This window comes from Lentimonas sp. CC4 (assembly GCF_902728235.1).
Taxonomy (GTDB): Bacteria; Verrucomicrobiota; Verrucomicrobiia; order Opitutales; family Coraliomargaritaceae; genus Lentimonas.
In genome coordinates, this window is the sequence record NZ_CACVBO010000001.1 from 3,588,251 (window position 1) to 3,613,559 (window position 25,309).

21 protein-coding genes and 1 tRNA gene are annotated in these 25,309 nt (G+C 50.3%); 4 read left to right on the forward strand and 18 right to left on the reverse strand.

What is annotated here, in order from left to right; translation table 11 throughout:
- Positions 1–86: 86 nt before the first annotated feature.
- Together hisS and GZZ87_RS15385 are read right to left on the reverse strand one after the other, a co-directional pair.
- Positions 87–1,454, reverse strand: coding sequence for a histidine--tRNA ligase (gene hisS / locus GZZ87_RS15380; protein ID WP_162028153.1), 1,368 nt, complete (start codon positions 1,452–1,454; stop codon positions 87–89).
- Between the two features lie 34 nt (positions 1,455–1,488).
- A complete protein-coding gene (locus GZZ87_RS15385; protein WP_280178266.1) occupies positions 1,489–1,893 on the reverse strand; it encodes an HU family DNA-binding protein in 405 nt (134 codons plus the stop codon).
- Positions 1,894–1,913: 20 nt separating this feature from the next.
- Here GZZ87_RS15385 and GZZ87_RS15390 point away from each other — a divergent pair, with 20 nt between their 5' ends.
- Complete coding sequence (locus tag GZZ87_RS15390) at positions 1,914–3,518, forward strand: AAA family ATPase (RefSeq protein WP_162028155.1); 1,605 nt, start codon at positions 1,914–1,916, stop codon at positions 3,516–3,518.
- Between the two features lie 57 nt (positions 3,519–3,575).
- The gene (gene ubiE, locus GZZ87_RS15395; protein WP_162028156.1) at positions 3,576–4,277 is read left to right on the forward strand and encodes a bifunctional demethylmenaquinone methyltransferase/2-methoxy-6-polyprenyl-1,4-benzoquinol methylase UbiE; all 702 of its coding nucleotides are present in this window, start codon (positions 3,576–3,578) and stop codon (positions 4,275–4,277) included.
- A 103-nt stretch (positions 4,278–4,380) separates the two neighbouring features.
- On the opposite strand, the gene GZZ87_RS15400 is transcribed toward ubiE, so the two are convergent.
- From GZZ87_RS15400 to aspS, 6 genes are all read right to left on the reverse strand, one after another.
- A complete protein-coding gene (locus GZZ87_RS15400; RefSeq protein WP_162028157.1) occupies positions 4,381–4,827 on the reverse strand; it encodes a hypothetical protein in 447 nt (148 codons plus the stop codon).
- Positions 4,828–4,928: 101 nt separating this feature from the next.
- Positions 4,929–6,341, reverse strand: coding sequence for a chromosomal replication initiator protein DnaA (gene dnaA, locus GZZ87_RS15405; RefSeq protein WP_162028158.1), 1,413 nt, complete (start codon positions 6,339–6,341; stop codon positions 4,929–4,931).
- A 493-nt stretch (positions 6,342–6,834) separates the two neighbouring features.
- On the reverse strand, positions 6,835–7,806 hold the full coding sequence (gene hprK / locus GZZ87_RS15410; protein WP_162028159.1) for an HPr(Ser) kinase/phosphatase: 972 nt from the start codon (positions 7,804–7,806) through the stop codon (positions 6,835–6,837).
- A gap of 19 nt (positions 7,807–7,825) precedes the next feature.
- Positions 7,826–8,566, reverse strand: a complete 741-nt coding sequence (lptB, locus tag GZZ87_RS15415; RefSeq protein ID WP_162028160.1) for an LPS export ABC transporter ATP-binding protein — start codon at positions 8,564–8,566, stop codon at positions 7,826–7,828.
- A gap of 217 nt (positions 8,567–8,783) precedes the next feature.
- Positions 8,784–10,796 carry an LptA/OstA family protein gene (locus GZZ87_RS15420; RefSeq protein ID WP_162028161.1) on the reverse strand — a complete coding sequence of 671 codons (2,013 nt, stop codon included), beginning with the start codon at positions 10,794–10,796 and terminating at the stop codon, positions 8,784–8,786.
- A 151-nt stretch (positions 10,797–10,947) separates the two neighbouring features.
- Positions 10,948–12,750 carry an aspartate--tRNA ligase gene (gene aspS / locus GZZ87_RS15425; protein ID WP_162028162.1) on the reverse strand — a complete coding sequence of 601 codons (1,803 nt, stop codon included), beginning with the start codon at positions 12,748–12,750 and terminating at the stop codon, positions 10,948–10,950.
- A 286-nt stretch (positions 12,751–13,036) separates the two neighbouring features.
- Here aspS and GZZ87_RS15430 point away from each other — a divergent pair.
- Positions 13,037–13,111, forward strand: a tRNA-Asn gene (locus GZZ87_RS15430).
- Between the two features lie 250 nt (positions 13,112–13,361).
- Here the strand turns inward: GZZ87_RS15430 and GZZ87_RS15435 are convergent.
- Positions 13,362–14,633, reverse strand: a complete 1,272-nt coding sequence (locus GZZ87_RS15435; RefSeq protein ID WP_162028163.1) for a beta-ketoacyl-[acyl-carrier-protein] synthase family protein — start codon at positions 14,631–14,633, stop codon at positions 13,362–13,364.
- A 6-nt stretch (positions 14,634–14,639) separates the two neighbouring features.
- Positions 14,640–14,975 (reverse strand): acyl carrier protein, encoded by a 336-nt coding sequence (locus tag GZZ87_RS15440; RefSeq protein WP_162028164.1) that lies wholly within the window; start codon positions 14,973–14,975, stop codon positions 14,640–14,642.
- Positions 14,976–15,282: 307 nt separating this feature from the next.
- Here GZZ87_RS15440 and GZZ87_RS15445 point away from each other — a divergent pair, with 307 nt between their 5' ends.
- Positions 15,283–16,158 carry a hypothetical protein gene (locus tag GZZ87_RS15445; protein ID WP_162028165.1) on the forward strand — a complete coding sequence of 292 codons (876 nt, stop codon included), beginning with the start codon at positions 15,283–15,285 and terminating at the stop codon, positions 16,156–16,158.
- On the opposite strand, the gene GZZ87_RS15450 is transcribed toward GZZ87_RS15445, so the two are convergent.
- From GZZ87_RS15450 to GZZ87_RS15485, 8 genes are read right to left on the reverse strand one after another with little or no spacing between them, the layout of a single operon-like run.
- On the reverse strand, positions 16,127–17,485 hold the full coding sequence (locus tag GZZ87_RS15450) for a class I adenylate-forming enzyme family protein (protein WP_162028166.1): 1,359 nt from the start codon (positions 17,483–17,485) through the stop codon (positions 16,127–16,129). The two genes, GZZ87_RS15445 and GZZ87_RS15450, sit on opposite strands and share 32 nt — an antisense overlap.
- A gap of 5 nt (positions 17,486–17,490) precedes the next feature.
- The gene (locus tag GZZ87_RS15455; RefSeq protein ID WP_162028167.1) at positions 17,491–20,142 is read right to left on the reverse strand and encodes a hypothetical protein; all 2,652 of its coding nucleotides are present in this window, start codon (positions 20,140–20,142) and stop codon (positions 17,491–17,493) included.
- Entirely contained in the window at positions 20,132–20,779 is a 648-nt protein-coding gene (locus GZZ87_RS15460; protein ID WP_162028168.1) for a LolA-related protein, read from the reverse strand. Before GZZ87_RS15460 ends, GZZ87_RS15455 begins: the two co-directional genes overlap by 11 nt.
- Positions 20,761–21,534 carry a glycosyltransferase family 2 protein gene (locus GZZ87_RS15465; RefSeq protein WP_162028169.1) on the reverse strand — a complete coding sequence of 258 codons (774 nt, stop codon included), beginning with the start codon at positions 21,532–21,534 and terminating at the stop codon, positions 20,761–20,763. Before GZZ87_RS15465 ends, GZZ87_RS15460 begins: the two co-directional genes overlap by 19 nt.
- A gap of 1 nt (position 21,535) precedes the next feature.
- Positions 21,536–22,642 carry a lysophospholipid acyltransferase family protein gene (locus tag GZZ87_RS15470; RefSeq protein WP_244648180.1) on the reverse strand — a complete coding sequence of 369 codons (1,107 nt, stop codon included), beginning with the start codon at positions 22,640–22,642 and terminating at the stop codon, positions 21,536–21,538.
- On the reverse strand, positions 22,635–23,546 hold the full coding sequence (locus tag GZZ87_RS15475) for a hypothetical protein (RefSeq protein WP_162028171.1): 912 nt from the start codon (positions 23,544–23,546) through the stop codon (positions 22,635–22,637). The genes GZZ87_RS15470 and GZZ87_RS15475 overlap by 8 nt, the downstream gene beginning before the upstream one ends.
- Positions 23,537–24,199 (reverse strand): hypothetical protein, encoded by a 663-nt coding sequence (locus GZZ87_RS15480; protein WP_162028172.1) that lies wholly within the window; start codon positions 24,197–24,199, stop codon positions 23,537–23,539. Before GZZ87_RS15480 ends, GZZ87_RS15475 begins: the two co-directional genes overlap by 10 nt.
- Positions 24,192–25,211 carry a hypothetical protein gene (locus tag GZZ87_RS15485; RefSeq protein WP_162051286.1) on the reverse strand — a complete coding sequence of 340 codons (1,020 nt, stop codon included), beginning with the start codon at positions 25,209–25,211 and terminating at the stop codon, positions 24,192–24,194. Before GZZ87_RS15485 ends, GZZ87_RS15480 begins: the two co-directional genes overlap by 8 nt.
- Positions 25,212–25,309 lie beyond the last annotated feature (98 nt).

A 25,309-nucleotide genomic window follows, 5' to 3' on the forward strand; every position in this document is an offset into this window, starting at 1 on the left:
AGTAAAGTGAATACACACAACGAGCGATTGATTAACAATACCTTAACAAGAAAAGAACCGCACACCCTACCGACAAGTAGGGTTAATCACCCATCTGCAGATGATCCATCCCCCTCATCTGACAACAAGCCACCAGTCATCAACTCAGGCACTACCCCGGCCAAGCCCTGACGCGAAAACTCCTGCTCTAGTCCCGTCGAGAAATCACGAATCTTGACCACGCCCTTCTCGATCTCATCAGAACCATAGATCAGTGCAAAACGTGCGCCTTTCTGATTCGCATCTTTAAACTGCTTACCGAAGCCTTGATCTTTCAAGGGATAATCAACGCGATAGCCCATCGAACGCAACAAGGCAGCGTCGCCCATCGCCGCGTCCCGCGCCTCAGCACCACCGATAATGGCAATGAAGTCGGGACTTTCGACGTAAGTGCTCAAAAGTTTCTTCGATTCGAGAAGATCCTCTAAAGTCACATCGCCCATTGCAAAACCGACAGCTGGCATTTCAGGGCCACCGAGTTTCTTAACCAAGGCGTCATAACGCCCGCCGCCCGCAAGCGCACGGCCTTCGCCACTCGCTTCGAATGCTTCAAACACAAAACCAGTATAATAGGCGAGGCCACGAACGATTCCGAGGTCGATTTGAATAAAATCACCAGCACCTGCACCGTTAATGCCACGCAGCAACGCACTCCAATCATCGAGGCGCTTCTTAGCCTGCTCAGCCAAGTCACCTTCCAGCGGTAAATTCAAAATATAAGTCGAAAGTTCATCGAAATCACGAATCGCAATCACCTTTTCCACACGAGCGAGAAAGGCATCCGCCTCATCCCCCAAAACCTCAGCGAGTTTCTCGACAGCCTTCACGCGGTCAGTGCGCTCCAACTTATCGATGATACCCAGCACTGTAGCACTGCCCGCTTCATTCAGCCCCTCAGCGGCCAACATCAGCAACCAGAGATCACGATCACTCAGGCGCACTTTAAAGTCACCAGAATCGAGCCCGAACGCACGCAAAGCCTGCACCAAAAGAGCGATCAACTCAGCATCAGCACCTGGCCCAGCCTCACCGAAAATATCGACATTGAACTGATAAAATGCCCGCAAGCGGCCCTTTTGAGGTTTCTCATAGCGATAGTGCTCTCCGATATTAAACCACTTGATCGGGCGCTTCAGACTATTCGCCTTTGCTCCGATCAGACGCGCGAGCGACGGCGTCATCTCTGGGCGCAAGGCCACAGCACGACCACCACGGTCTTCGAAATTGAAGAGCTGGCCAACGATTTCCTCGCCCGACTTCTCAATATACAACTCCAGAGGCTCTAGCACAGGTGCATCATACTCTTGAAAGTTAAACGCACGCGCGACCTGCTTCCACTGACCGAAAATGTGATTCCGGCGCGCACACGCATCTGGATAGAATTCCCGAAACCCGGGTAATGACTGAAACTGCATGGCAGAGCCCTCTAAACTGTAAAAATAGAACGGCTTATTTGCCGTTTTGAAGCGAGTCGACGTCGAGCTCCTTGAGCTTCGCCTTCAACTCTTTACCTGCCTTGAACTTAATCACAGCACGTGTAGGAATGACGACATCGGTTTCTGGCTTGTTCGGGTTACGGCCAATACGCGACTTACGCACCTGCACCTCGAAGACACCGAAGTTACGAAGCTCCACGTTGCGGCCTTCACTCAGTGCGTTCGCAATGGCATCAAGCGTTAATTGAACAGTTTCGCGCACTTCTTTTTGCGCAAAGTCGGTTTTCTCGTAGATATCGAGGACGATATCGCGTTTAGTAAGGTTATTGGACATGCTATTTATGCTGTAAAGGCTTTGAAAAACTTGATGATACGAAAAACGAAAGTTATTGTTAGGGCGATACTTCTGATCGAAAATACGCTGTCAAACTAGAAAACATGAGTGATAAAGAACCACCTAATCCTTTTGAAGAGATTCAACGTCAACTGAGCGAATTGTTTAAAGATTCAAATGTCAAGGTGTCGACTCATACCTTCAATGAATCTGATATTTTTGACGATGACACCCTCCACGATGGTGACGAAACCAATGTAGATGAGGCAGTTAGCGAGTCTGACCCGCTAGAAAAAATTCGCAGCTTTCACCTCAAGCCCAAAGAAGTCAGAGACTACTTAAACCGGTTCGTCATCCGACAAGATGAAGCAAAAAAAGTGCTCTCAGTCGCCATCTGCGATCACTATAACCACGTTCGCCAGAGCTTATCCGGAAAAAAAACACTGGCGAAAGAATACAGCAAGCAAAACATCCTGCTACTCGGACCGACCGGTGTCGGCAAAACATACCTGATTAAAAACATCGCTCGACTGATCGGCGTGCCCTTTGTCAAAGCCGATGCCACTAAATTTTCAGAAACTGGCTATGTCGGATCAGACGTAGAGGATCTCGTGCGCGATCTAGTCAAAGCGGCCGATGGCGACATTGAACTCGCCGAACACGGCATCATTTTTGTCGACGAAATCGACAAAATAGCCAACGAAGGCGGCATGGGCGGTCGCGACGTCTCTGGGCGCGGTGTGCAGATCAACCTGCTCAAGCTAATGGAAGAGACCGAGGTCAACTTATTCAGCCCCACGGATATGATGGCACAAATGCAAGCAGCCATGGATCTCCAGCGAGGAAAGGAACCGCAGCGCAAGTCGATCAACACCCGCAATATTTTATTCATTGTCAGTGGCGCCTTCGATAAACTCTCGGAATCAATCAAGAAACGCCTCACCAAGAGCCAAATGGGCTTTGGCGCAGCACAGCACGAAAGCGCCGAAGACCTATCCAGCTACCTGCGCTTTGCTGAAACCACGGATTTTACCAAATACGGATTTGAACCGGAGTTTATCGGCCGCGTGCCCGTCCGCGTCGCGTGCCGCAGCCTCTCATCCGAAGATCTAGCGCATATCTTAACGACCTCAGAGGGGAGCATCCTCAATCAATATATCGACGATTTCCGCGGCTATGGCATAGATTTCAACATTTCAGCCGAGGCAATCTTAGCGATCGCCGAAAAAGCCAGCACCGAAGGCACTGGCGCACGCGGGCTTATGACCGTGCTAGAACGACTATTCCGCGATTTCAAATTCGAACTCCCCTCCAGCGCGATCAAGCGTTTCGACGTTACGCCTGAAATGCTCGAAGACCCGCGACACTACCTGAAAGAACTCAAAGAACAGAATGCGCACCTCCAACAAGATGTTTGGCGTGCCGACATCAAACGCTTCGCCACTAACTTTGAGAAACAATACGGCTTTACACTCGAATTTAAGCCACTCGCCGAAGAAGTTTTAATTAAAGAGATGCTCGGAAACGAACGCAGTATACAGTCGCTTTGTGAAGAAAAGTTTAAAGATTTCGAACACGGACTCTCAATTATTCATCGAAATAGCGGCCAAACAGTTTTCAAGCTTGGCAAACTCGCAATACAAGACCCCGATAAGGAACTATCCAAATGGGTGGTGCGCAGTATCGAAAGTGTAAAAAAGGACTCCTAATTCCGAATCCCTACTCCACACTCCTAATTCCTAATTCCTAATTCCTAATTCTTAGTCATGCCTGAAGGAAAAGCAGTCAGCCAAATGTTTGCCGGTATCGCCGGACGCTACGATGTAGCCAACCACCTTCTCAGCGGAGGCATCGACTTCTATTGGCGACGTGTGTTGACTCGCATGGTCAAAGCTCGCGCACCACAAGATGTAGTCGACCTGGCGACTGGCAGCGGCGATGTGGCCTTCAAACTAAGAGATCGCCTCGGCGCTGACGTCAGCGTCAAAGGATTCGACTTCTGCGAGCCAATGCTCGAAGAAGCACGCCGCAAGAAGACACAACACGCGGCCTACTCCGATATCGAATTTAACTTCGGCGACTGCATGGAGCTCCCTCTGCCCGACGCCTGCGTCGATGCAATAACGATTTCGTTCGGTGTGCGTAATTTCGAAGACCGCCAAAAAGGCCTCAAAGAAATCCTTCGCGTGCTACGCCCTGGAGGCCGACTATTCGTGTTGGAGTTCTCACAACCCGACCGCTGGTTTCGCCCATTCTACTATCTCTACCTGAAGTATATCCTACCACTCGTAGCCGGTATCGCGACAGGCGACAAAAGTGCCTACGACTATCTAGCAGGCACGATTGAACACTTCCCCACCAAAGAAGCGCTGGCCGAGCAACTCACACTCGCTGGCTACGAAACGGTCAACGCCACAGGCTTAACCTTCTCGATCGTAGCAATCCACGAAGCGCAGAAGGCGAAATAACTGAACGTCGAACATAGAACGTCCCACTTTGAACATCGAATGATTTTCCAAACTAGAACGTCGCCCAATTCAATATTAGACGTTCGAAGTTCAGCGTTCAGAACTAGTAGCCTTTCTGCTGCAGAATTTCCTGCAATTGCGTTTGAAAGTCCTGCACATCTTCAGGATTCGGGCGATATGTAGGGTCGTCCCCAGGAATCAATCCGAGCTGACCAGCACTGGACAACTGCCAACCGAGCTTGACGCCGTCGCTAAAAACGACGGAACCATTAACTAATGCACCGGGGCGCGGGATCGCATCCACATCAACCATCACAGCGCCAGACACTTCTGGATCGACGACTTCAGCATCCTCAACCTTATCCTCTTCAGATGCCTCAGGTTCTGGCTCTGCAAAAACGATATCAAGATCATCAACGAGGAAGCGCACATCCATATACGTCATCGAAATCGAGAACTCTTCGCGCAATAAGCGCTGCACATCAGCGAGTGACTTACCTTCAGAAATCCAAGTGGATACGGTTGTTTTTTGAGAATCAGAGAGTGACATAGAAAAAGCTTAAATTGAGTCAATACGCACGCCTAGTGAATAACCACCAAGCGACTGTTAGCGAAAAAAACACGATTCACACAGAATGCGAACCAATTCACTTAAGAGCCGCCCTGCGAAAGCTGCTTGATCAAATAATCAACACCACGCTTCACACTGCCATCCTGCTCCATCATATTCTCCACCTGCTTGCAGGCGTGAATCACAGTGCCATGATCACGGCCGCCAAAAGCATCGCCAATCGACTTTAATGGATCACTGGTCAATGTGCGACTGATATACATCGCCACCTGACGAGGGAAAACAATCGCACTAGTGCGACGACGGCCGATCAACTCACTAAAGCGGATCTGATAGTAATCCGAAACTTTCTTCTGAATCTGATCCACAGTGACTTTCGTCAATGTTTCCTCGTGCAACAAGTCGCTTAACAAGCGCTCAACAGCATCGAGATCTAAGGTCTTATTGATCAGAGAATCGTAACTAGCAATCCTAGTGAGTGCTCCCTCCATACGACGCACGTTGCGCGACACACGCTCAGCCAGGAAATTCATGATCTCAGGAGCGAGCGAAATGTTCATCGCGGCCGCCTTATTGCGAAGGATCGCAACGCGTGTCTCAAAGTCTGGCGCTTGAATATCCGTCACTAGGCCCCACTGAAAACGGGAAATCAGGCGATTCTCAAGACGTTCGATCTCATTCGCAGGACGGTCACTCGCCAAGAAGATCTGGCGGCCCGACTCAAAAAGATCATTAAAGGTATGGAAGAACTCTTCCTGAGTGCTTTCTTTTCCCGAAAGGAAGTGAATATCATCGACCAACAATGCATCAACGGTGCGGTAGTATTTACGGAACTTGGTGAGCTTGTTCTCACGAATCGCGTGAATAAATTCGTTGGTAAACTTCTCCGTCGATACGTAAGCGATACGCGCGTTTGGGTTATTAGCCAGCATCTGATGCGCAACCGCGTGCATCAAGTGCGTTTTCCCCAGCCCAGTCTCACCGTAAACAAAAAGCGGATTATAAGCGCGACCTGGCGCATTTGCCACAGCCATGCTCGCGGCATGAGAGAGTTGGTTACCAGAACCAACCACGAAATTATCAAATGTATTGCGAGGATTCAGGAACGTGCGGCGAGTTTGCACAGGAGCGACTCGACTAGGAACCGCATCCTTAGAACGCGCATCACGAGTATCCAACTGATTCAACCGATTCACCGAACTATCCGTAGGCGCTGCCGCAGCCTCAGCCGTATCTTCTTCAGCCACTTCGACCGTAACGGCGACTGCAGTGCCAGCATAGCTGCGCGCTTGCTGCGAAATGATGTCCAAATAATTATTCTCAATCCAAATCGCGTTAAATTCATTCGGTGCCGACAGGACGATCTTAGCATCAGACTCTTCGACGCAAGTAAGCCCCTCAAACCACATATCATAGAGGTCAGCAGGAAAGAGGTTTTTAAGCTCTTGATTGACGCTTTCCCAGAGAGAAAGAGCGATGGTGGAATCAGACATGAAGGTAAGAAATAGAAAGTTTATTAACAGTGCGTGTCACAAGGATGTTTCAAAGGAGGAACGCATGTATTTGGGGTAATAAGAGACTCGTGACTCAATCCCAGTAGCAGCGCGCCTCACACAGAGATCGAGACACACAGGATTAAGCTTAAACAACTAAACTACAACAAATTAGGATTTTTAAAGGAAGAAGGAAAAACAGGAATTAAACGGTTAAAATGATGTAAACTACGCTAAATATCAGGAAAGTCGCACCATCTGGGGAACAAAAAAGCGGCACTCCGAAGCGGTTGGCAAGGTCAACTTCTCCACAAGTTATTCACAATGTATTCCCAATAACTTTTTAGAGATTTTAGGCGGCTTGTGTCACAAGACTGTGACACTTTCATTAACCACTGTAAAAGCGCCATTTCTGCAATATGTGGCATATTTAAACGACTCACCTAAAAAACGCTATGTCGGTTCGGATTTATTTTTGGCACAGCATCTTTTTTTATTTAGCACCCTTCGCCATATGAGCAATCAATCGCTCGTTAAATTCTGCAGCAGAATCATGCCCCATTTGCTTCAGTGAGCGCATCATTGCAGCCACCTCCACCAGCCGAGCCATATCACGCCCAGGACGAACTGGAATTTCGATCAATGGAACTTTCATACCAAGCACTTCGAGAAAATTCTCTTCGAGACCTGTGCGATCCTCATTCATACCTGAGGTCCAGTTGATAAAGTTAATGATTACATCAATGCGCTTATTCAAACGCACGGCACGCACACCAAATAATTCGGCGATGTTAATGATCCCCAACCCCCGACACTCCATGTATCCTCGGCTAAGCTCCGACGACGTGCCCATCAACTCACGATCACTCAGACGCTTCACATGCGTCAAATCATCGGCAACGAGACTGTGCCCACGCTCGATCAGCGCGAGCGCACACTCACTCTTGCCCACCCCACTCTCACCACAGATCAGGGTGCCAATCCCCCGAACGTCGAGCAGCGTGCCGTGAATGTGTGTGCGAGGGGCGAATTTTTCCTCCAACAATAAAGTCGCCTCAGTTGTAAATGTCTTAGACTTCAGCGGGGAACGAATCAACGGGGTCTCATATTCGTCCGCTAAAGACTTCATCACCTTCGAAGGTGCCAAATTTCTAGAAACGACGATACAGGGCACTTTGCGTTTGAAAATTTCGCCCAATACCGCTGCCTCATCTGCTGGATCCAGGTCTCGGAGATAAGACATCTCCCCTGCCCCCAACAATTGGAGTCGCTTTCGAGCGAAAAACTTAAAATATCCAGTCATCGCCAATGCAGGTCGATTCAAGCTGCGCTCACGAATGGTCTTATCCAAACCAGCCTCACCAGCGACCAAGTCGAGCTCTAGAGGTTCTTTAAATGAGTCATAAAACTCTCGAACCGAAACAGACTCGATGAACTTCGCGTTATTTTTTTGATGAACTGGCATGGGGCATTCTCTCCTCTTTCTACATATTAAAATCCTGACCAAGGTAAAATTCCTTACTCTTGGCATCATTAATCAAAAAGTCGCCAGTGCCTTCACTGAGCACCGAGCCTTCATGCAGCAGGTAAGCACGGTCTACGATTCGTAGCGTCTCACGCACATTATGGTCAGTAATCAACACTCCGATCCCACGATCTTTGAGCTGAATGATGATTTTCTGCACCTCACTCACACTGATAGGGTCGACGCCACTAAAGGGCTCATCCATCAGCAAAAATTTCGGCCGCGTCACGAGCGCACGGGAAATTTCTAGGCGTCGACGCTCACCACCACTCAGCGTGTAAGCCTTCTGCTTCGCTAAATGCGTCAAGCCGAGCTCCGTCAAATGCTCATCCACTGAGGCCTCGCGCTCGGCCTTGCTCAAAGGCAAAGTCTCGGCAATCGCGCGAATATTCTGCTCAACCGTCATCTTGCGAAAGACCGAAGCCTCCTGCGGTAAATACCCAATTCCCCGTCGCGCACGACGATACATCGGCTGCGGCGTCAAATCTTCACCATCGAGGAAGACTTTCCCCGAAGTCGCTGCAATCAAGCCGACAACCATATAAAAGGTAGTCGTCTTACCCGCACCATTCGGGCCGAGCAGGCCGACAATTTCTCCAGCGCTGACGTTAATATTCACGCCGTTTACAACGCGGCGTTTTCCATATTCCCGAACTAGTTCACGGGTCTCAATCTTCGAGGGCGCAGAAGCTTCATCCATATCGCCAAGAGCAAAACCGCTTGGCAGAGACACCGCAATCCATTCCTGCGTAAATTATCCTATATTCAGTAGCTACAAGTGAGGAGCCAGAGATGTCCTTCGGGAATGGTGCGCTTCGCACTGTAACCAGTCACCGCCTATTAGGCGAACGACACACGCCGCAGAAAGCATTGATACGGTGCTGCGAACTCCTGCCTTCTAACTTCTCTGTTAAGAACTATTGCTTCGGCTTGATTTCTGGAAGCGTCATCGTAGCTCGTTGCCCAGTCGAACGATCCCCCTCGACCAGCGCACGACGCTGCCCCTGCAATAAAGTCATACGATGGCCAGACACTTTACCCATCTCATCGGTCACCACGGCATCTCCCTCCAGCACGACCTTCCCTTCTATCGGTAAAATCGTAGCCTTATCGCCAGTGCCCACACGACCAGACTGCCTAAATACAACATCATCAAAGGCTTCAATCGACTCCACCTCCATATGCGACGCCATTTCAGCGGATTCAGTAGCTTCAGAGACCTCCGTTGTTTGAACAGGAACTGCTGTCACATCCATACGCCCACAAATCGCATCCAGATTGGTGCCATTCACCGATACCGTTTCAGTAAACCGGAACAGTGTATTCTCTGGGCTCTCAATCATGCGCAAAGTCTTCGACTGCACCACAGTGTGCCTCCCTTGCGTCGCGGCCTCGTGCTTCTCAGCATCAGTCGGCTTCCGATCCAACGTCAGCGACTGCAAATTACCATAACCCAAATCCCGCATCTCAGGTAAAACAACCTTCACACGCTTATTTGCATCACTCTGCACCACAGCCACACCAGGCTTCAACTCCATGCGATCGCCGGTCACGACCACTTGCCCAAGATTCGCACTCAACTCAGCGGATCCCTCAACGATTGATAATGTCGGCGTCAATTGCATGGATTCACCCACCACGACAGCTTCGCCCCGCTCAATACGCGGGCTACCAAACAGATCCGCTCGCTCCTCTTGTGGATAGAATGTGACTCGATCCGCCGTCGCGACGCGATCTTCCTGTTTAATCCACACCGCGCCTTCAGCGATCAACTGCCTCAACTCCCCGACCTCCATGATTGGCTCAGGCGCAACCAACTCGCCGGCCACAGGATCCTCAACAACCGGCACATCTCCTGGCACCGAGTCTGCAAGCAAAGTCAACGCATCTGAGCGCATCTGCATCGCGCCCGACATCACATCCACGGAACCTTCAAAAACAAACTGACTCCCCGCTTCGAGCTCCAACATCGTAATCACATCCGAAAGCACAATCGTCTCCGAACTCAATGCGTCCGCGCCCATAATACCAAGTCCACCAGCCTGCGAAACAATCATCTGCGCACGTCCGGCCTCATCCCCACCAGTCACAACAACTTTGCCCGACTGACTATGAATCGTCTCACCACTCAAATACGCCCCTTTTGTCGAAATCTGCGGCAAACCACTGAAATACGCAGAATCCTCACGCAGCATGAATTCCGCGCGACCAGCCTTTAGCACATGACCAGCCTGATGAATTACCACGTGGTCAGTCGCGATCAGTTGATGAATCGAATCCAGTTTCCCTACCTCAGCTGCCTCTGAACCGCCATCCTTCTTGCCCTCAGGAGCATCCGCGATTGCGATCAGCACCTCACTTTTCAAATCCATCTCACCAGACACGGCATGCACCGACTCCGTAAATTCAAAGCGATACGCCTCCTCTGTCGTGTGTAGTAACAAACTCCGGCTATGAATCTCCGTCATTTCTGCTTCTTCCCCAGTTGCAGGCGCCCCAGAAAGCATTCCTTCCATACCTTGGGTAAACTCCACGACGACATCGAACTTAACCTCGATCTCCTTTGTCACACCATTCCAGGTCCAACCCACGCCGGACACTTTGAAATTCGCTCCTACGATCTTAATCGGCCCGTCCGACTCCGCACGATTTTCCTTCGTCAACAAGGTCGCCTCAGGACTATCCATGGTCATTTCCAACGCCATGCGCTCGTCCCCAGAATACACACGTAGCGCCATATCCTCGATGCGGATCTGCTCGGCACTATCATACATACCTTTGCCGCCCTGCAGCACCCACTGCGTGTAACCATTATCCCCAAAACGAGGGAGACGGAAATTCTGCACGGGCGCACTCGGCGTCATCTGCGCCTGTAAAGTGCACACGCACAGAAGGTAACCAATCGAACGAAGTAGGAATTTAGAAAACATAGTGGTTTGGGTAAAAAGAAACCCGGATCAGCGTCCGGGTTCCAGTTGAAAGTAAACTATTCTTTAAAATAGGAGTAAGAAGCAAGGAGTTAGAAGTTAGCTCAGAACAATATGTGCCCCCAATTAACCAACAATTCCTAATTCCTAATTCCTAATTCCCCTTATCTTCTTTCTTCGGAAGCACTGCCTTGATGTGCAGATCGCGAAGCTGTGTTTCAGTCGCAATGCCAGGACTCGAAGTCATCATTTCCTGCCCCTTTTGATTCTTCGGGAAGGCAATCACGTCGCGAATACTCGTGCGCTGCGTCAAAATCGTCACCATACGGTCGAGACCGAAAGCGATACCACCATGCGGCGGCGCACCATACTCGAAAGACTTCAGCATGTAGCCGAAACGACTCTCGACCACATCTTCAGGGATCTTGAGGACGTCTTCGAACACCTTCTTCTGAAGCTCTGGCTGATGGATACGAATACTACCACCACCGAGCTCAACACCATTGAGCACCAAGTCGTAGTGCTGACCACGCACCTTCTTAGGATCAGAATCCAACAGAGCCACATCTTCTGGCACAGGTGAAGTGAATGGGTGATGCGACGAAACGTAGCGACCTTCATCCTCATCAAAAATCATCAATGGGAACTCGATCACCCAGAGGAATTTGTAATCGTTCGGGTCAATGGTCAGCTTACCGCGCTTGACGAGCAACTGAGCTGCGTCCAAACGCACACGGCCGAGGATCGTGCACGCACGCTCCCACTCGCTCGCAGCGAAGAACACGATGTCGCCATCTTCAATGTTAAGCGCTTCCGTCAACGCCGCCTTCTCTTCATCCGAGAAGAACTTCACGATTGGCGACTTCCATTCGCCACCTTCGCCGCAACGAATAAAGGCAAGACCCTTCGCACCCAGTGTCTTAGCAGTGTCTTCGAGGTTACGCAGTTCACCTTGAGTGAGATCCGCGAGCCCCTTCATGTTCACAGCTTTCACTGCACCACCCGACTTGATTGCGCCAGAGAACACCTTGAAGCCAGACTTCGCAAAGATTTCACCGCAATCCTGCAGCTCCATACCGAAACGCATATCAGGCTTATCCACACCGAAGCGGTTCATCGCATCGTAGTAGCTCATGCGCAAGAACGGCGCTTGAATGTCCACACCGATCACGTCCTTCCAGACGCGAGTCATGAGACCTTCGATCAACGAATACATATCTTCGCGATCAATGAAAGAGAGCTCGATATCCACCTGAGTGAACTCAGGCTGACGATCTGCACGTAAATCCTCATCACGGAAGCAACGCGCCAACTGGTAGTAGCGCTCAACGCCAGCCACCATGAGCATCTGCTTGTATTGCTGCGGTGACTGCGGCAACGCGTAGAAAGCACCAGGGTTCATACGGCTCGGCACGAGGAACTCACGCGCACCTTCGGGCGTGCTCTTAAACAGCATCGGTGTTTCCACCTCGATGAATGCTTGATCATCTAAATAGTTACGAATCGCACGGCTCGTTGCGTGGCGCATCTTCAACATCTTCGTATTCGTCGAACGACGCAGATCCAAGTAGCGGTAGGTCATGCGTAAATCTTCGCTCACCTTGTCCGCCGAATCATCCATTGGGAACGGAGGTGTCTTCGAGACGTTGAGAATCTCAAGCTCACTCGCGTGGACTTCGATCTCGCCCGTTGCGAGCTTGGCATTCGAAGTGCCACCGAAGCGCTCATCGACTTTACCAGTGATCGAGATCACAGACTCAGGCTTAATCGAGCCAAACTGAGCCTCCAGGCTCTTATTAGCAGGGTCGAGGACGATTTGGGTCAAACCTTCGCGGTCACGCAGGTCGACGAAAAGAATACCGCCGTGGTCACGGACAGAATCCACCCAGCCGCTAAGCGTTACAGTGGAGCCAGTGTCAGATTTACGGAGTTGGGAGCAGTTATGTGTTCGCTTCATATTGAAAACGCGCGATGAAAACAGCTTCCCCCCACGAAACAAGCACGAAAACCATCCACCTCCCGAGAGTATCGCATGTAAATTGAAAAAACTAGATCTCAGGACGCTCAAATACAATTTCGCCAATCCCCTCATTTTTAACGGCTTCCACAACCAAACAAATCTCTTTCAAAAAAAAATTAAAATTCTCAAGACAAAGCATTGACAAGCGCGCCCGAGAATAACTTTATGCCGACTTCAATTTGATTGAGACGCCCAAAAGGCACTCAAGAGAAAAGAGACTTTTTGCTCGGTAGCTCAGCGGTAGAGCAGGTGACTGTTAATCACTTGGTCGCTGGTTCGATCCCAGCCCGAGCAGCCATTTAAAGCCCTTCGAGAAATCGGAGGGCTTTTTTTATGTTCGCGGATCGACCAGCGACCAAGTGAGTCAGTTTGCGCTGGTGGACACCTCCGGTGGCACTGCGTGAACGATCCCAGCCCGAGCAGCCATTTAAAGCCCTTCAAGAAATCGGAGGGCTTTTTTTATGTTCGCGGATCGACCAGCGACCAAGTGAGCCTGCTTGCGCTGGTGGACACCTCCGGTGGCACTGCGTGAACGATCCCCGCCCGCGCTAAGCTTTTTCCAACACGAGAGAAACATTCGCCCCGCCAAATCCGCTACTGTTAGACAAGACGGTATTCAACGCCTCATCTCCCGAAACCCTCGGTAGATTCAACAACGAACAGGCTGGGTCCGGGGTTTCAAGATGTGCATTTCCAGCATAAAACCCCTGCTCTAAAAATTTCGCGCAAAAAGCTGCTTCTAACGCCCCTGACATCGATAGACTATGCCCCGTGATCCCTTTAACACTGGAGACGATAGGATTATGGCCATGATTCGAAAAGACATGACCGAGGGCACGCGCTTCGGAAATGTCGCCAACTTTGGTTGAGGTGGCATGCGCGTTGACGTATTCGACTTGCTGCGCCGCAACACCTGCATCGCCAAGCGCGTTCATCATCGCACGCGACAAGCCCTCACCTTCGGGATGCGACATCGTCCGGTCGACACCATCAGACGATTGCCCCCATCCAGTTAAACGAGCCAACACCTTGGCCTGACGCCTCTTAGCAAATTCTTGCGATTCGATTAGCAACGCGCAAGCCCCTCCTGTAAAAACGAAGCCATCACGCCGAGCATCCCACGGGCACGATGCATCTGAGCCAGTTTTACGAGATAAGGCATTCATCGCCGCAAAAGGAAGCGCACTTTCCGGCGTAAATTCTTCAGCGCCGACGACCATGACTGCGTCTTGGCGCCCCAAGCGGATCTCATCCAAGGCATAACCGATCGCATGCGCGGTGGAGGCACAAGCAGAGACGAAGCCCGAGTTGCTCCCCTGAATCCCATAATGCGCCGATAGCACAAAGTTCAAGGTGCCGGGTATGGAACTGACGACCCCAAGTGGCGGACCGCGTCGCCCCTTGAATGTGAACAGTTGCTCCATATAGCGGTGTATTAACTGCGGTGATCCAATGGAGGCGCAGAATAAGCCGACACGTGGACTCGAAAACTCAGAATGCGTCAACTGCGCATCACGCAGCGCCTGCTCAACGGCACAAAAAGCATACAGACCATGGGGCGGCAGCGCACGTAAAGTCTCATTTTTGATCGAATACCCAGAAGGATACTGCCATCCCGCCCACGTAGGTGCATCGAAATTAAAACCATCTACGACTCCCGCAACATGCACAGTCGAGCGGTCCTCGTCGCCAAGAAATCGGTGCGGTCGTATACCACTGCGCAGCTCCCGCAAACTTTGAACAACAGAGGGGGTATCATTTCCTATACTAGAAATAAAGCCGACCCCTGTAATGCAGGCATGTGTGGTTTTAATCCGCATTCGAGCTTACGATAGTTTTGAAATAATAAACGCTTTCAACTCGCCAAAAGTGGCGATGGACAGCAGCTCTTCGTTGTCAATTTCGATCTCGAGAACGTCTTCTAAGAGAAACACGACTTCGGCAATGGTGATCGAGTCTACACCAAGATCGTCCCTTAAATTCGTAGCATCCACCACCACGACCTCCGAGGTCTCCTCGGAATCCATAATAAAACGAATTAATTCGATTATAAATTGGCTTAGATCATCCGCATTACCTTCTTTTTGAAACTGCTCATAGTGCTGAAACATGGTTTCAGGATAACCAACGAGTTTTGTGCGAATTTCATCTGTCGAAATCATGGTAATAATATGTTCGTTTAAGAGGTTCTGTGCTCCGATTCTATCGTAATAAACAAAGAGCCTTGTATATACTAAGGGCAACATATAATAGCAGGGGCTATTGAATATATTTTCTAGGATATCTCTATGCTACCGCTGCTCTCTCATTCTCTGTTTCAAGCCAGACGCCTAATCAAACGAAATCGTCCAGACGCATCACACAGTGAATCGCTCTAATTCATCTAACCGGTCCCAATGGTATTTCCCTACGGAAAAGGACATTGTGGATTTATCCTTCAACGCAATCACACCGGAGATAGCGTCCTCAATGGCAACTGCGACTGCGGTGCCTACAGGACAGCAACCATTGGCTGGCTCAGCCCATCAAGCGCTGTCACTCGGAGGTGCGTCTTACGGCGAATCGGGAATCGTCAAACATTACGAGAACGAACATTTTCTCATCGGCCATATCAGCATTCCAGTCACGATTGATACCTTGGAAGAGCAGGCCCTTTCAATTTACGATGTGATTCTTAAAGCGATAGGACCACGCTCGCTGTGCCGAATGTGGAATTACATCCCTCAAATAAACAAACATGGAACGCAAAACATTGAGGCCTATAAACTCTTCTGCAGCGGCCGTTCTCGCGCGTTTTCCAATAGATACGGAGCAGACTGCTCGGATCGCTTCCCTGCGGCTTCCGCAACAGGCTGTAACGGAAATTTACTGACGATTGTATTTATCTCGAGCCTGCTGAGCGTCCGTCATGGAGAGAATCCACAGCAAACACCCGCCTATCACTACCCTGAGAAATATGGCCCTCGCTCACCATCATTTGCGCGTATCAGTCGCGTTTTAGATAGCACGCAGAAGGAGTGGCTATTTATTTCGGGCACTGCAGCGATTAAGGGCTACGAGTCTCAATTCATCGGAGATTTGGATAGTCAAGTGGCGATGACCTTTGAAAATATTGACCTCACACTGGCCTCGAGCGATCTACCGATGATGGACGATTGGATGGATCGTAGACGTCACTTTCACGTCTATCTAAGAAATGCAACTGACCTCAAACGCCTACTCGTCGGCTTGCAAAAAAAGTTAAAACCATCGGACACTTATAGTGTAGTCGAAGCGGATATTTGCAGAGCGGATCTAAACGTCGAAATCGAGCTTACAATTTCCCCTGAGGATCCAGTTGTTTAAAAATGGAAGCCCGCAGCTTGGGGACATCCACTTTACCTCTGCGGGTAACAGGAAACGCATCGAAATACATCCATTTCGATGGAACCTTCCATGCGGGTAGGCGCAATTTCAGGGCATCAGTAATGCTTGATGCAGCAAGCGACGAAACGACCGACGCGAGCACACGCGTGCGCCCTCTGCCATCTCGATAATCAGTCACATAGGCAGCGTCGACTCCCTCTTGGCTCAGCAAGAAGCGCTCGATTTCACTCAGATTCAAACGTTTCCCAGCAAGCTTGATATAACGGGAGCCTCGTCCAACCAAAGCAATGTTTCCGTTGGGTAATACAGTTGCTAGATCTGCAACCAAATAGGCCGCTTGATCCTCGTGGCGTCGAACATTATTCCTCTGAACCACTGCCCCACTGGAAACCCAAAGCCGCCCAGACGCAGCTGTTTGAACCTGCACACCTTCAAGCGGCGCACCGATTGAACCTCCCGAAAGCGCCTCATCTCCTGTTCGATCGTAGGCAATCCCTCCAGTTTCCGAAGTGCCATAGAAATTATGTATCTTCGCTCCAAATGCTTGATAGAAGGCCTGTGCCTGCTCTGCCTTCAACGGACTCCCCGCTGAAATCCACGTTCGTATCGAGGCGAGTTGAGCACACGGGACTTTCGCCCGAACCAAGCCATCGAGAATGACAGGCACAGCAGGAAAGATGGTTGCGCCAGAAGCATGAATCGTTTCGGCGAGGCTATACGGCAAAAAATCCTGAGACGTCACGATGGCAGTTCCCTGTAAAATCAGCGGCATCACGAGATTTCCCAACGCATAGGAATGCCCCAAAGGGATGGTCGCCAAATTGATGTCATCTGGGCGAATGCCCATCGTTTTCACGATGTTTTCCCCATCTGCAATCATTTGCTTCGATTCGAAAAACAGTGGTCGAGGCTCACCCGTGCTGCCAGATGTCAGCTTAATCAAAGAAGCGGGCCTGCGAACAGTCGCCCCAGCGAACGCTTGAATCTGCCGCTGCTGCCATAATGCAATGACGTGCAATGACTCGCAAATCGCTCGAACACCCGTCTCTGGCACATCGAAATCGATGGGCAACGCGATCGCACCGACAGCTTGGCAAGTGATAAACGCCTCAAGCCATTCGCGAGCATCCTGTAAGTGTATGGCAACAATCCGGTTGCGCCAGCCTGAGATACCAGGGATCGAAGCGATGTTACGCTCCACCCTGCCCTGCAACTCCATAAATGAAAGCGTTCGACCATCAGGAAATGAACGAATTGCTAATTTATTCGAATTTTCGAATACCGTTTGCTGCCATCTTGAATACATCGTGCTTAAGTCGCGGATTCTTCCCCCTCCACATAGACAGAAAAACGAGCTTCACAGAGCAATATGCCCGCGACTGTCTGACATTTTCCCTCAAAAAAAATCAACCCATCCTGAGCCTCAGAAAGCGCCACGACCTCCGTCTGATAGGGCATCACGGCCGGTAATGCGCGTTCATTCAGATCACAATTTTGAACAAGAACAAGCATGCCAGAACGAGGACCTTCCTCCGCCTCTTTGACATAGGCAAGCCACGCTGCAGCACTCTGAGCCATCGCCTCGACCAGAGCCTCCCCAACCACGGGTGCACTCTGAGAGGCGATACATCTGGTCTGAATGGTCTTCTCGTCGACCGAATCGATTCGCTCGACCATCACAGCAGCTTCTCCATGTGGTAGGCGTTTGAGGTAGCGATCAGTCAGTCCATCTCGACGTTTCAACAAAGGCCAGCCAGCGGCAATGAGCAGTAATGTCATTGAGATCAGCAAGAGAACGGTCACTGCGAACTGGCTAACCGCTGGTATATGACTCAAGGCCAGTAGGCCAAAAACCGCACCGGTCGTCAGCGCCGAGATAGTAATCGACGCAGGTAATCGATGCTGATTCCAATGGGACTCCACCGCAAACAATGCGTAATCGAGGCTGATACAAAAGGCAACAAGCCCCCCCACTAAATGAAAAAGCCCAAGCTCTCCGCCGAGGTAGCCCCCCACCCCCACGGCGGCTAAGACTGCACACATTGTAATCGCCAAAGAGAATGCACCGCGCACGAGTCCATAAGAAATGAGCACGCCGAGTATCAGTAACAACAATCCAACCCCCGCGAAGTATAGCATATGATGGCGATACTCTGAGAATGCCTCAGACAACATATCCCCCTGATCGAGCAAAAGGACTCCTGGCGTCTCTGGGACGACTGCCCCCTCGGGCAACACAGCCATATACCAAGCGATCTCGGTTCCACTATGAACGAAGTTACTCAGCGGGCCAGGTAAACGATTCGCAAAGTCATCGACCTGTGCCTTGTAATCGGCGACAGTCACCGGAGTCGAAACATAGGTGGACCAGTCATCAACAAACGGAGCAAAGACTGAGAATCGGTAACCGCGTTGTTCTAGCTCACGCGACAAACGCTCGACCAAATCATCCCGTTGACTGAAAAATACCTGCGCCTGTTGAGCATCTGTAAACACAGGCACCCAGCCCCCAGCATTGACTGAATCCTGCTCGGCCCCTTTGACCAACTCGGCGAGTTTGATACGCGCGGCAAAGATGTCCTCAGCGTGCACTAAATAAACACGACTCCCTGTGAGCGGCGAAGAGTCCTCACGTAGACGAGTCTCCAGTGCCTTCAACTCAGGCAGCGGGTATTCCAAGTCCGTAATGCTGTCTTTCCACTGCAATTGAAACAGACCGGGAAGTAATAGCAAACAAGCGGTAGGCCCAGTCCACCAAGGCAATCGAAACGGACTTATACGGCATTCATACTTCAGCCGAGTCGACTGCTGAGACGAGCTCAGCAACAATGCCATCAGCAATGCAGCGAACAGCCCAGAGCTAACAAATACACCGACTTGCTGCAGGAAGGGTAAAGGAGCCCACAGCAACACGACAAACCCCATGGAACTCGAGAGCGCCCCAGTCACGACCGCCTTGATGACAGTGCGTCGCGGGAGGCACTGCTTCTCTTTTAAGATCAGGTGAAATCCGTAATCCACTGCGATCCCCGTTAATATAGAACCGATGACTAGTGCGATAATATGAACGGCTGGAAAAACGATCACTACCGTCACCACTGCGGTGAGCAGTGCGGCGATTACCACAAATACAATTCGAATGATCGCCCGAAGATCTTGCACAAAAAACGCCGAAATCGCGAAGACAAACAAGAGCCCAAACAAGTTCAGCAGCTGAATCTCTTTCTTAATCGAGACCTTACTCTCATTGGCAAAACGGGAGATGCCTGAATATTCAAAACGCAGCTCTGGCTGTAGCCCTTGAGCGATCTTAAATGCCTCATCTAAGGCTTGGAATACTGGCTCTTGCCCCAAATCACTAAACGGAGAATGCGTTTGCTTGACCCAAAGAAACACGTCCTCGTCCTCACTCTCGGAGGTAAACAAGCTTACCGATTCGAGCGAATGAGCGAGCAGCAAAAAAGGGTCACTACCAATTGTATCCGAAAGGTAAATACTTTCAGGTGATTGGAGAAAACGGTCCAATTCATCGACCACATGTGCAGTGATATCACCGGTGGCAATCGCACTATCCGCGTCGCGCCACTCAGGAAAGTTCAGATCCAACCACTGAGGAAGCAACCAACTCAATCGGCGCTCGAACACATATGCACCGACATCCAACAAGGCATCTTCTCCAGCAATCCACGCATCATCGATCGCTTCTGATGCCTGGAGTTGAGACAGAAACGCGTCCACTACATCCGAATCAACAGAACCAGAATCACTGTATAAACGAACGGTAATCTGCTTCCCTTGCTCCAAGTCGGCCATTTCCCGAAGTATATCAACCTCGGGCGTATCCATCGGCAATAAGTCGATGACACTCGTTGAAAAATGAGTCTTCGGTATCGTCAAACAAAGGAGCAACAGCAGCCCCCCGAGAACCAACGCGACGATACTAAACTGGGCCTTATTTGTCATCGATGCCAGGAAATGCCGCGCGACCTTCCTCGTCCGTAAAGAATGCTGGGCGTGTTTGCTCGAGGATCTTCACTTGAATTGTTTTATCTCCCTTGAGGTTCAATATAATCTCTTGGAGTGCTTGAGCATCCCCTCGCAGATTAATCTCGGTCATTGCCCGAGAGACTGGACCGTCAAGAGGAACCATAGTAAACTGCCACGCGCCATTATCGTCCAACGCCCCCTCGCTGGTGAAGTTTTCATCAAGCCACGCCGAATCCCAAGCGAATAGGCGGGTGAAAAAAGCCATCGCTGCTTTACGTTTTCGATCGCGAACCACCTTGAGCCGCTTACCGGGCTCACTGATAAACATCGTGTCTTCGAAGATATGAATCACCAATGCCTGAGGTTTCTCATAAGCAAGGCTCAGTCCAAACTCAGGAGACCAACGAATGGTTCCGCGATACTCCATCGGTTGCTTCTGCGCAGGAATACTTCTGTATTCCACAAACGAAGCACGAAGGGGTGCATCATCACTGAGTCTCGTCAAAACGGGACGCCATGCCTCTGGCGGTTGATCGAGAGAAATAGGTGCCATCGCAGACACAGTCAAAAGACCGCAGAAGCAGAACAGACTAATTAAGGATATTTTTCCCATTTTTTTATATAACGAAGGAGTGGAAACAAGCGAAGGACGATAAACTCTGGCACAAGCCTAAAATGCAGCAGCGTCAGCTTAAAATTATCCCTCAAGTAATGGAAATGCGAGACACCGCCCTCCTCTTTACTTAAGTAAGACACGACAATTGGCAACTGCACAGGTTGACAACCAGCCCAAACCATCCGCACAGCAATCTCAGGATCGAAATCAAAGCCCCGAGCAAAACTGGTTTGCTCAAATGCTGCGATGAAGGGGACGAGTGGATAGACTCGCATGCCGAAAAGCGTATCCCCTAGGCCACACCAAAGCGTTTCAACATTGGTGAAAAACGAGGTCAACTTACGGCCCTGCACACGCGCCAGCGGAGCATCATCGCCGAAGATCGGCTGCCCCATCACAATGAAACGGGGAGATTCTTTAGCAATTCCAACCAACTGCGCAATGGCCGAGGCAGGATGCTGACCATCGGCATCCATCGTCAATACATGCGTATAGCCGGCTTCCAGTGCAGCCTCGGCGCCCATTTTCAATGCATTGCCTTTCCCGCCATTAGTAGGCTTCACGATCATTCGCACCTGATGCTCGATCACGCACTTAGACTGACTCAGCGCCTCGGCACTGCCATCGTTCGATCCATCGATAATGACCCATATGTCGAAACCACTGTCGACAGCTGACGCTACAGTCCGAATGAGCAGATCTGCTCCGGTGTTGTAGGATGGTATAAGTATTAGTGGGTTAAACGCATTCATATCAATCACTATCAAGCTCAAGAATAACTCGGCCCTGTGTTACCTTTGACTCACCCTTATAAAAACCAACTTGGAAACGCGAGTCCGATGCAACAATCACGATTGTCACGCAATCACTTGGCAATATTGGTTGTATAAACTTCCATCGAATATAACGGGAGCGTAAGACCGGCCGCGGTTCATACTGACTTAATACCTCTCGGACCCACGCCATCTGCACGTAACCTGGCACGAGTGGATTTCCGGGCATATGCCCCAAACAATAAAACGGTGACTCAGGAACCGTAAACGAGGCAGTGATCTGCGCCTCGTCCTGAGTGAAACAACACTTCACGGGTAAAAACGTCCGAGGACTCGGCACCAAGTTTTCCATACGCATACGATACCAATTCTCAACAAAACGATGAACCTGCCGCACTGTCTGAAAATCACCCGGTTCAATCGTCGGACCCAGTTCAAAATTAAACTTTCCAGGAAATGTGCCGGCACGCAAGAAATGCTGCCGCTTTGACAGAATCGGGGTGTCACTATCAATATACACAAGTTGAATCGAAACCTGCGAACGCATCGCTGCGAGCGCATAACTCCGATTGAATTGAGAAAAGTCACCCCCTGCTGAAGTGCGAGTGCCTTCTGGGAAGATCAGCACAGTTTCGTCCTGCTCGAGTGCGTCCACCATTCCACGCAACAAACCGATGCCGGTGTCATTACTCAAATATCCCAATATTGATGCGGCCTTAGACAGCAGAAGCCCTTGCTTCAGAGCTGACTTAAAAACGCAGATGACATTCGGAATCTGACTTAAAAAAATGGGTGCGTCCAAAATGCTCGGATGGTTCGCAATAATCACTGAGCCCCGCCCACTCGTGCCAAGGTGCTTGAGCACTTCGTGATTAGTCAGTAGACATCCAGACCGAATGAGCAAAGCAATGTATCGTTGCACGCAGCGATATACAAACTGACGTAATAGCCTTCGAGCATCCGATCGTTTGAGTAGGATCGATGCAAAGATACCCAAGAGGTTTAGCGTCCATAATCCGATCAAGAAGATCAATAGGTAACAATAGTAACATATTGTCCTCAAATACTGTTTAAAGGAGTCAAACATCACGATCCGACACCTCACGATTCAGTGGAATAAAGTTAAACCATAGTTCAGGGTTCTTGCGCAAATAAGACTGAAGCACATCCAGCACCGCCTGGAAATGAGACTTCGACGCTGCGGCATTGGCCTGTTTGGATTCGCAGGGATGGAATACAGGCGACGTGTAGACTTCGATTTTTCCAGAGCGCTGCAGCGGGCCGGTGAACGAGAATACGACTGGACACTGAAACAAGTAGGCTAGATGGTAAATCGTCATGGGGAACGCTCGCCGTTCTCCAATAAAATCAAATACATCCGTTTTGGAGGCAAACTCAAGACGGTCACATTGTAAGCCGATCAACTCCCCCGATTGTATCGCATCCTTCAGGCGAAAAATAAATTCCTCATGATTATCGACCCAAAGGAATCCCACTTTCCCTGCGAACGTAGAGGCTATTTTTTCAGTGTCTAATGAGTTGCCGACCCGAAGTCTCACCATACGAATTTGTCGATCAAAGCCACTTAACATACAGCCCATCATATCGGAATAACCGACGTGAAAGGTGCCTAAGAGTGCTGACTTCGGCGAGGCACAAAGCTCCAAAAAGCCAGATTTGTGGGCCTCTGGTGCGAACTCGAAATGGGGCAACTGACGACTGGCCCGAAGCTTCATCACCAGACCTTCGGTAAATGCCGCAAAATGACGAAACTGTTCAAAAAGAGACGGTTTCCTGCCGGTTAAGGCGGTCCAATAGGCGGCACTCGCACGCCGCTGCTGGTGCATGAACAGCATTGCGATGAAAATACCAATGTTCAGGCCAGTCCGAAAAATACAAGCGGGTAGATATTTCTCACCGGAAGCAATTATCCAGTAACCCCACGACGGGCCCGGATTCGACATGGTTGGTCTATGCTGGTTCACTGCCATTGGATACTGAAGCGCCCGTGGTGGCTGCTATCAATGACCGCATTCTTTCGTTCGTCAAAAGTCCTGATGGCCGCTTCGAAACTGGGTAACGCAACATTTGTTTCGAGTGTCGATTCTGGGTTCCACTCTAGAGATCCGATACTACCTTCTTCCTGTTCAGAAAGGTGCATGGCGAAGGCGTAGGAACTGTCAGACGACAGACCGAATTCCTTCAACCAACTTCCGGCCTCCTCTCCCCCACTCAGCACAGTCTCTAACGTTCCACTTAAAAACGCCGATTTAAGCAGTTGCGGGAGTAGATTTCTCTGCCCCGCCAACGGTAGCAGGACACCAACCTCTTGTTGCCTCAAAATCAAGGCCTGTTCAATTCCACCGGGATGGATCGATTGCTGAAACGCGAGCGGACTGGCGTAAGGAAAACTGTCTAGGTATTTTTCGAGTGCTCCGACCTCAGTGAAGGTAGTGCCGTAAACCAGCGTGGTCGAGAAGTTGAGGGGCATATGCTCCAGCAGATGATTCAGCATGAGGCCAAGACGACTCATGCGCCGTGTTGCCCGTCGAGGCAACGTCGCGCTAATCGCAGCGATCTCTGCCTGCTCATTCGCAGGATCAAGGATAACACAAGAACAGGCATGTATGTAACGCTTATACATAACTGACTACCATAGCGCCGTGCGCCCCTCCAAATGCATTACTCAAGAATAAGGTAGAATCAAAGTCCTTCGCCGCAAATGAGTCCTTTTGGACGTTCGGCGCAAGACACTCCCCTGTCGTTGCCACCGTCCCTGGAATTTCTCCTTGCTCATGCGCAGCCAGTGCCAAAGCCAATTCGACCAGTGCGCAACTACCTAAGGTGTGTCCGATCGACCCTTTCCATGAAACCAATGGGTGCCCCGGCAGCAGTTTATTCGTAGTTTCCGCCTCGAAGCGACCCGCTTCCAATGTGCCCGTGCCATGCCCTTTGATCCAATAGTTATCAGACTCTAGAGCCTGCTGAATCGAAAGGATCGTCTTCGTAAATCCACTCGCATCGGGCGCATTCGAAGTGAAGTGATACATTTCATTATACAACGCCTGAGCAGTGATGCGTGGCGCCTTATCTTGTTTATCCAGAATCGCATACGCCATTCCGTCTCCAATCCCGATCGAACCAAATTCTTGCGCCTGATACGGTGCAGGCATTTGGCCATTTAAAATTTTCAGAGAATGAAACCCTGCAGCAACAAAGGGGCCGACGTAGTCGAACGAAAGCACTAGAGCCTCATCTGCAAAATCCTGATGAATCGACTGTGCGGCTTGATACAGGCCTAATTGAGCGGAGACGCATGCATGGGAAAGAATCGTAACATTATCTCCCCATCCGAGTTCCTTCTTGAGAAATGCCAGACAGCCATGAGGAGTTGCCCATGGCGCATAACTCACATCGCGCTCCGAACTGACACCATAGAGCGCATCAATACCGAAGTTGCTGCTGGTGAGAAAAACGGGCCGACGCACCGTGCCCCAATCCGCAGACACAAGTGGCTGTATAAAAGACAGGAGGTCGCTCCACCACCGAGGGGGGAGTGACTTTTGCATCGGGCTACGAAGTGCCAGTGGCACCGAATCGCCCCCGTCTTCGCCGTAGATGGGAGTAAACCGAAGCCCCACCTCATTTCGCAACAAAGCCGAGACACTTTCGGAAGCAGAACCATGGCAGGTCTGGCACGCTATTTCCCGAATATGAACCGAGTGATTAAAGCAAACAGGTAAAGGCTGAGAAG